This window comes from Roseiarcus sp. (genome assembly GCF_052145395.1).
GTDB lineage: Bacteria > Pseudomonadota > Alphaproteobacteria > Rhizobiales > Beijerinckiaceae > Roseiarcus.
In genome coordinates this window covers 1-7,281 of record NZ_JBKQOT010000588.1, presented here as the reverse complement: position 1 = coordinate 7,281, position 7,281 = coordinate 1, and the positions used below count along the sequence as shown (strand labels likewise).

General features: G+C 66.2%; 7 protein-coding genes. 4 read left to right on the top strand and 3 right to left on the bottom strand.

Annotated elements, in window-relative coordinates:
• Positions 1–447, bottom strand: a 447-nt coding sequence (locus ACLP25_RS20290) for an outer membrane protein assembly factor BamB family protein (protein ID WP_442470964.1), incomplete at its 3' end; no start/stop codon positions are given.
• Between the two features lie 245 nt (positions 448–692).
• On the bottom strand, positions 693–1,088 hold the full coding sequence (locus ACLP25_RS20285; RefSeq protein ID WP_442470963.1) for a c-type cytochrome: 396 nt from the start codon (positions 1,086–1,088) through the stop codon (positions 693–695).
• A 158-nt stretch (positions 1,089–1,246) separates the two neighbouring features.
• Here ACLP25_RS20285 and ACLP25_RS20280 point away from each other — a divergent pair, with 158 nt between their 5' ends.
• Positions 1,247–1,915, top strand: a complete 669-nt coding sequence (locus tag ACLP25_RS20280; RefSeq protein WP_442470962.1) for a phosphoribosylanthranilate isomerase — start codon at positions 1,247–1,249, stop codon at positions 1,913–1,915.
• Positions 1,916–3,136, top strand: coding sequence for a tryptophan synthase subunit beta (gene trpB / locus ACLP25_RS20275; RefSeq protein WP_442470961.1), 1,221 nt, complete (start codon positions 1,916–1,918; stop codon positions 3,134–3,136).
• 278 nt (positions 3,137–3,414) lie between these two features.
• Here trpB and ACLP25_RS20270 read toward each other — a convergent pair whose 3' ends face one another.
• Positions 3,415–3,867 carry a hypothetical protein gene (locus ACLP25_RS20270; protein ID WP_442470960.1) on the bottom strand — a complete coding sequence of 151 codons (453 nt, stop codon included), beginning with the start codon at positions 3,865–3,867 and terminating at the stop codon, positions 3,415–3,417.
• Positions 3,868–4,701: 834 nt separating this feature from the next.
• Between ACLP25_RS20270 and ACLP25_RS20265 the strand changes: the two genes are divergently transcribed.
• Together ACLP25_RS20265 and ACLP25_RS20260 are read left to right on the top strand one after the other, a co-directional pair.
• Positions 4,702–5,700 (top strand): hypothetical protein, encoded by a 999-nt coding sequence (locus ACLP25_RS20265; protein WP_442470959.1) that lies wholly within the window; start codon positions 4,702–4,704, stop codon positions 5,698–5,700.
• A gap of 124 nt (positions 5,701–5,824) precedes the next feature.
• A partial coding sequence (locus tag ACLP25_RS20260) for an ABC transporter transmembrane domain-containing protein (protein WP_442470958.1) occupies positions 5,825–7,281 on the top strand: 1,457 nt, incomplete at its 3' end.

Sequence of the window (7,281 nt, the reverse complement as noted above, 5' to 3'; positions counted from 1 at the left end):
CTTGCCGGTCTTGGCGTTGAGCGCCACGAGCTTGCCGTCCAGGCGGCCGACGAACAGCTTGCCGTCCGCGTAGCTCACGCCGCGGCTGTTGACGTCGCAGCAGGCGAACTGCAGCACGTCGTCGGGCAAGTCGGGCTCATAGGTCCATTTCTTCGCGCCGGTCGCTGCGTCGAGCGCATACACGTACTTTGGCCCCCAGGAGGTGGAGACGTACAGCGTGTCGCCGATCACCAGCGGCGTGGCTTCGTTCGAGCGCAACGAGCCAAGCTGGAACGAATAGGCGAGCTTGAGATTGCCGACGTTTCCGGTGTTGATCGACTTCAGCGGGCTGAAGCGGGTGTTCGCGTAGTCCTTGCCGTAGACCGCCCATTCGTTCGGGTCCTGGCCGCCCTTGATCACGGATTCGTTGGCGCCGGCCGCGCCAAGGCCGCCGATGAGCCAACACATCCCCGTCGCGCTCGCGAGGAGCGCGTTCGCAAGTTTCGCCATTTCGTTTCCTCCCTTGTCAGGACCTTATGAGCCGCATCTGCCGCGGGCCCTCTCACACCTCCGCCGGCTAAGCCTGCGAAAGTGGAGTCACGATACTGTGCAACCCTGCTTCGCGCTACGCGCAGAGCCACCTACTTTGGCGCCAATGCTTTGGCGCCGCCCCAAGCCGGTCGACGCGCGTATGATTTCGGCCGGCAATCCTCTCAGAGCTTCTTACCGTCCGGGCCGAACTGCTTGAGATAGGCGATCAGATCGGCGATGTCGTCTTCCTTGCTCATGCCGGGAAAGGCCATCTTGGTTCCAGGCACGACTTCGCGCGGACTCATGAGATATTTCGCCAGGGTGGCCTCGTCCCAGGTCAGACCGGAATTCTTGTTGGCGTCGGAATAGTTGTAGCCCGGCACGCTGCCGGCCTTGCGGCCGACGACGCCGTTGAGCTGCGGACCGACGAAGTTCCGGGCGCCGTCGCCGATCTGGTGGCAGACCTTGCAGACCCTGAATTTGGCCTCGCCGGCAGCGGCGTCGCCGGCCGCCGACGCCGAGCAGGACGATGCGGTGAGCGCCAGCGCCGCGAGAGCGGTCACACGGATGGGCTTCATGCGGTTCTCCTCTTCGCCGCTTGCGGCGAACGACGGCGGCCGCAGTCGAAGGCCGGATGGCCGGCGCGCTCGGGTAGAGACAAAACTGCTCCCCGCTTGTCAAGGCGAAGGCGGCGCGCCCTTTGACAGCGCGGACGCTTTGACCGAAACAGGCGGCGATGACGCCCCTCGTCAAAATCTGCGGCCTCTCCACGCCCGAGACCCTCGACGCCGCGCTCGCGGCGGGAGCGGACATGGTCGGATTCGTGTTTTTTGCCAAGAGCCCGCGAAGCATCGGCTTCGGAGCGGCGCGCGCCCTCGGCGCCGCCGCGCGCGGCAGGGCGCGGATCGTCGCGCTCACGGTCGACCCCAACGACGCGCTGTTGTCGGAGGTCGTCGAGGCGCTCGATCCGGACATCTTGCAGTTGCATGGGAAGGAGGGCCCGGAGCGCGTCGGCGAGATCGGCGCCCGCTTCGGTCGACGGACCATGAAGGCGATTGGCGTCGCCGCGCCCGAAGACCTCGCCGCCGCCGGCGCCTACGACGGCGCGGCCGACTATCTGCTGATCGACGCCAAGCCGCCGAGCGGCGCCGTTTTGCCCGGCGGCAACGGCCTGCCGTTCGACTGGCGGCTCGCGCGCGACTTCGCGCCGAGGCGCCCTTGGCTGCTGTCGGGGGGCCTCGGCCCCGACAACGTCGCCAAGGCGATCCGCGCAACCGGCGCCCGCGGCGTCGACGTGTCCTCGGGCGTCGAGTGCGCGCCCGGCGTCAAGGACGCGTTGAAGATCGCGGCCTTTGTGGCTGCTGCGCGCGACGCCTTCGCCCGCGCAACCGTTGGAGTGGATTGAATGGCCAAGCTCGACAAGCCGAACTCCTTCCGCAAAGGGCCGGACGAGCGCGGCCGGTTCGGCATCTACGGTGGGCGGTTTGTCGCCGAGACGTTGATGCCGCTGATCCTGTCGCTCGAGAAGGCCTATGAGCAGGCGAAGGCGGACCCGGCGTTCCACGCCGAGCTCAACAACCTGCTCAAACACTATGTCGGGCGGCCGAGCCCGCTCTATTTCGCCGAGCGCCTCACAGCTCACCTCGGCGGCGCAAAAGTCTATTTCAAGCGCGACGAGCTCAACCACACCGGCGCGCACAAGATCAACAACGTGCTCGGCCAGATCCTGCTCGCCCGGCGCATGGGCAAGCAGCGGATCATCGCGGAAACGGGCGCCGGCCAGCACGGCGTCGCGACCGCGACCGCCTGCGCCCGCTTCGGCCTCGACTGCGTCGTCTACATGGGCGCGGTCGACGTCGAGCGGCAGAAGCCGAACGTGTTCCGCATGAAGATCCTGGGCGCCGAGGTGCGCCCCGTTGAGGCCGGCGCGCGCACACTGAAGGACGCGATGAACGAGGCGCTGCGCGACTGGGTGACCAACGTCTCCGACACGTTCTACTGCATCGGCACGGCCGCCGGGCCCCACCCCTATCCGATGATGGTGCGCGACTTTCAGTGCGTGATCGGCAACGAGACGCGCGAGCAGATGATGGAGGCCGAAGGCCGGCTGCCCGATAGCCTGGTCGCGGCGATCGGCGGCGGGTCGAACGCCATCGGCCTCTTCCATCCCTTCCTGGACGACGAGGGCGTCGAGATTTTCGGGGTCGAGGCGGCGGGGCACGGGCTCAGCGTCGAGAACGGCCATGCGGCCTCGATCGCCGGCGGCCGACCGGGCGTGCTGCACGGCAACCGGACCTACCTCCTGCAGGACGACGACGGCCAGATCCTCGAAGGCCATTCGATCTCGGCCGGCCTCGACTACCCGGGCGTCGGGCCGGAGCATTCCTGGCTGCACGACGTCGGCCGGGTAACCTACCTCTCGGCGACCGACAAGGAGGCGCTCGAGGCCTTTCAGCTCCTGTCGAAGCTCGAAGGCATCATCCCGGCGCTCGAGCCCGCGCAAGCGCTCGCCAAGGTGATCGAACTCGCCCCCAAGCGCCCCAAGGACCACCTGATGGTGATGAACCTGTGCGGCCGGGGCGACAAGGACATCTTCGCCGTCGCCGACCACCTTGGGGGGATGTGACGCCCGCCCGGCAAGCGCGCAGGTTCTGGCAGGTCATCCGTCTTTTCAAAGATTTAGGCGCTGGAATCGGTCACGATGCGCTTTTTCGGAAGCGTTCTGGGGCGAAGTCGGCGATCCCGAGGCGCGGTCATCGACCGCGCCCTGCTGCGGACGCGCACGAGTGCCGACGCGAGCGCCGCCCCCAAACCGGATCGGCACCGATCCCAAGCCGATGCGGCGCCGATCCCAAATCCATGCCAACTTCTGGCAAGGGGCGCCCATTGTCATTTCGAGCCTTTTCAGGGACTTGGCCCGGTCGATGGCGTGCTCGCGACCTCGGCGCGATGTTCCGCCGCCCGGCCTGCGCGGAGCCGACGGCTTGGCCCGTCGGCGAACTCCGCGAGCGGCGGTGACGTGAACGAACGACTGGCGTCGCAGTAGCGGTCGAGCCGGTCGAGCAGTTTCAGCAGCGCGGGAATGGCTTTCGAGTCGCCGCTCTCGACGTCGTAGGCGGCGAGGCGCAACGCCGGCATGAGGCGGGCGATCTGCATCCGCCGGTGGTCCGGGGCGTCCTCCCGGCGCGCGGTCGCGGCGCGCACGATCTGCCGTAGCCGCTCGCGCGAAATCCCCTCCTGTGCGGCGATGTCGGCATAGCTCTCGCCCTCCTGCATGCGGGCGAAAATGCGTTGAAGCCGCATTGCGCGAGCGGCGGGCGAAAGGGGGATTCGGGCGGGGCGGGGCGAAACGGACATGGGCCTCTCGTCGGTCAAAGGAAGGCGCTTCTTCGGTAAAAAAAGATCATGGTATCCATAATTTCTATATATTGCAATATTGATCGTGTAACCGACTGAAAAAACGAACTTTTTTCCTTGTGCGCGAGGGGCCTGAGGCCGCTTCGAGGCGCGGCGCCGCATCAAACACGAGTGTTTTGCTCCTCGCCATGCTGAGGGACCGGAGTCGACGTCTTGTGGACGTAGCAGCCGCGGCCGCGGACGTCGCAAGTGGGGCAGGTAACCTTGCCTGGCGACACCGATGGCGCGGTCTCCTCCCGAGTCGGGCTTTGTCCCTCTGACGGGCATCCTTGCCCGAACGGGCCTATACCGGTCGGCCGGTCGACATGGTTTGCCGGCGTCAAGGACGGCCGAAAGGCTGCGCAAACTCGCCAAGCGGTAGGAGCGCAACGAGCGCGCTGACGCGCGTCATACCGCAATGCGGAACGCGCGCGGAGACGGTTCGCTTTCCCTCCAGGGCGCCAAATTGCGGCGTCGCTTTTTGGACGGCCGACCGGCCCCGGCGCCCACGCTGCGCCGACTGGCTCACAACAGACTTGGTCCGCATAGGCGCCGCCGATGGATGATTGGCGTCGTTTACACGTCCTTATTGACGCCGTTCACAAGCATTCCCACGAATAGGCACAGCGGAATATTGTCCCGAATGCGCTCGTCGTCAGGCAAACTCCGGCGCTTTCTTTGATGCGACGGTGATCCGTCGAAATTTGCGTTTCGTTTACCGCTTGCGACTCGGGACAAGCGGCGACACCAGCGCGTCTCTTGGGTCGAGCGCGTTCTCGCTAAGGAGAGAAGCCTATGTCATCAAACACGCTGATCGGCGGCGACACGCTCGTCACGGTGCCGAAGGGCACGGTGGCGGCCCTAACGAAACTTGATGTCAACGTTTCCGGGTTCGGTTCCGCGAATCTCTCGTTCGACGCTGCGGGCGATTTGCTCGCGGACTTCCCGATAACTGGCGGCTATGCCGACGCCTATGACGTGATCCTCCATCAGGGCAGCGGTCTGACGTTCTCGGACAGCCACGGCTCCATCACCGTCAGCGACTTCCGCGTCGATACGCACACTGACGTCGTCTACGGCGACGTCGCGCTGAAGACCGGTTCGACCAGCGTCAGCGAAAACAACGTCGACATATTCAACATCGGCGCTGGCCTTTCGCTCACCTTCACCAGCGACGCGATCGGCGCGGTGAACGAGGCGCTCGGCTCGTCGCTGACGACCGCGGTCCCGGTCGGGACGGCGGCGCCACATCCGGTCGCCAATCCGCTCCCGACGTCCTTCGAAGAGCTGAGCCTTGTGCGCGACTTTTTTCACGACTACGGCTTCCAAGGCCAAACACAGCCGATCGTGGGCGGCCACACCGACGTGACGCTGACCTCGGCGGCGACTTTGACCAGTCTCGGGATTCACGTCTCGACGCTCGGATCGGCAACCGTCGACGCGTCGGGCGCCAGCCCAGTCGCCGAGTTCCCGATCACTGGCGGAACCGAACAGAGCGCGGGCGACGTCATCCTGCATGAAGGCAGCGGTCTCGCGCTCAGCACCGCCCACGACACCGTCGATCTTCAGAACTTCCTGGTCGACACGATCCACAACGTGGTCGACGCGGACGTGACGATCGACGGCAAGTTTGCCGGCGACCTCGGGGTCTTCAACATCGGCGCCGGCGGGCAGTTGACGCTCACCTCGACTGCCGCGGGAGCGCTCGATTCGACGTTCCATCTCGGCTCGACGCTAACCTCGTCCACGGTCGTTGGAACCGCCGCGCCGGATCCCGTTCGCGCTGACCCATAGCGAGGCCGCGGTGATCGCCTCTGCCCTCGCACGCCACGCCTGACCATCGCAACGCCGCCGCGGGAACCCGATGGCTCCGGCGGCGGCGTCTGAAGCGCCCAGACAGACCGGGAGGGAGACACGCATGCCCGCTCTGATGACCCGGCGACCGCCGGCGCGACTCGACGATCCGGTCGCCGCGTCCTCTCCTCCTCTGGATTCCGGCCTCACCGCTCTCGCGCTCGTCGCCGGCCACTACCGCATTGCGGCGGATCCGATGCAGTTGAAGCATCAGCTCGCGCTGACGGGGCGGATGGCGGACGCCGAGGACATCGTGCGCGGCGCGAAACTGTTGCAGCTGAAGTCGCGCATTCTGACCAAGGTCACGCCGAGGCGGCTGGCGTCGATTCCCTATCCGGCGCTGATCGGTTTGCAGAGCGGCGGCTTCGCGCTGATCGCCGTCGGCTCGGCCAAGGGCCTGGGGCGGCTGATCGACCCGATCGCGCGATCGGTGCGCGAAATGACGGTGGAGGAGATCGCCAAGCTTTCGAGCGGCGAGGTCGTCTTGGTGACGCGGCGGCTCGGCGGAGCAGGGGTCGATCCGAACACCTTTGGCTTTCGTTGGTTCTGGCCGTCGATCCTGCGCTACAAGCGGCCGCTCGGCCACGTGCTCGTCGCCTCGCTGTTCGTGCAGCTTTTCGCGCTCGCGACGCCGATCTTCTTCCAGCTCGTCGTCGACAAGGTGCTGGTCCACAAGGGCGTGTCGACGCTGGTCGTGCTGGTCATCGGCATGGTGACGCTCGGCCTGTTCGAGACCGTGCTGCAATTCCTGCGGTCGTACACGCTGAGCCACACCACCAACCGCATCGACGTCGAACTCGGGCGGCGGCTCTTCCATCACCTCTTCCGCCTGCCGCTCGCCTATTTCGAGACCCGCGCCGCCGGGCAGACGGTCGCGCGGATGCGTGAACTCGAGACGATCCGCAGCTTCTTGACCGGCCAGGGCCTGACCGCGCTCATCGATCTCGTGTTCACCCTCGTCTTCATCGGGGTCATGTTCGTCTACTCGGTCAAGCTCACGCTGGTGGTGCTGGTTTCGATCCCGGTCTACGTCCTCATCGCCGCCGTGCTGCGGCCGATTCTGCGCGAGCAGATCAACGAGCGGTTCAACCGCGGAGCGCGCTCGCAGCAGTTCCTGGTCGAGTCGATCGTCGGGGCGCAGACGCTGAAGGCGGCGAGCGTCGAGCCGATGATGCAGGCCCAATGGGAGGAGCGGCTCGCCTCGTACGTGAGCAAGTCGTTCGACGCCGGCGTCACCGGCGCGCTCGGGCAGAACATGATCCAGTACGTCAGCAAGGTCACGACGGCGCTGATCCTGTTCATCGGCGCGCAATCGGTGATCGCAGGCTCGATGTCGGTCGGCGAGCTGATCGCTTTCAACATGATCGCAAGCCAGGTCGTGCAGCCGATCCTCAGGCTGTCGCAGCTCTGGCAGGATTTCCAGCAGGTGCAGGTGTCGGTGGCGCGGCTCGGCGACATTCTCAATGCGCCGCCCGAGCCCGTGCCGCAAAATCTCCTGACGCTGCCGCCGCCGCGCGGCGC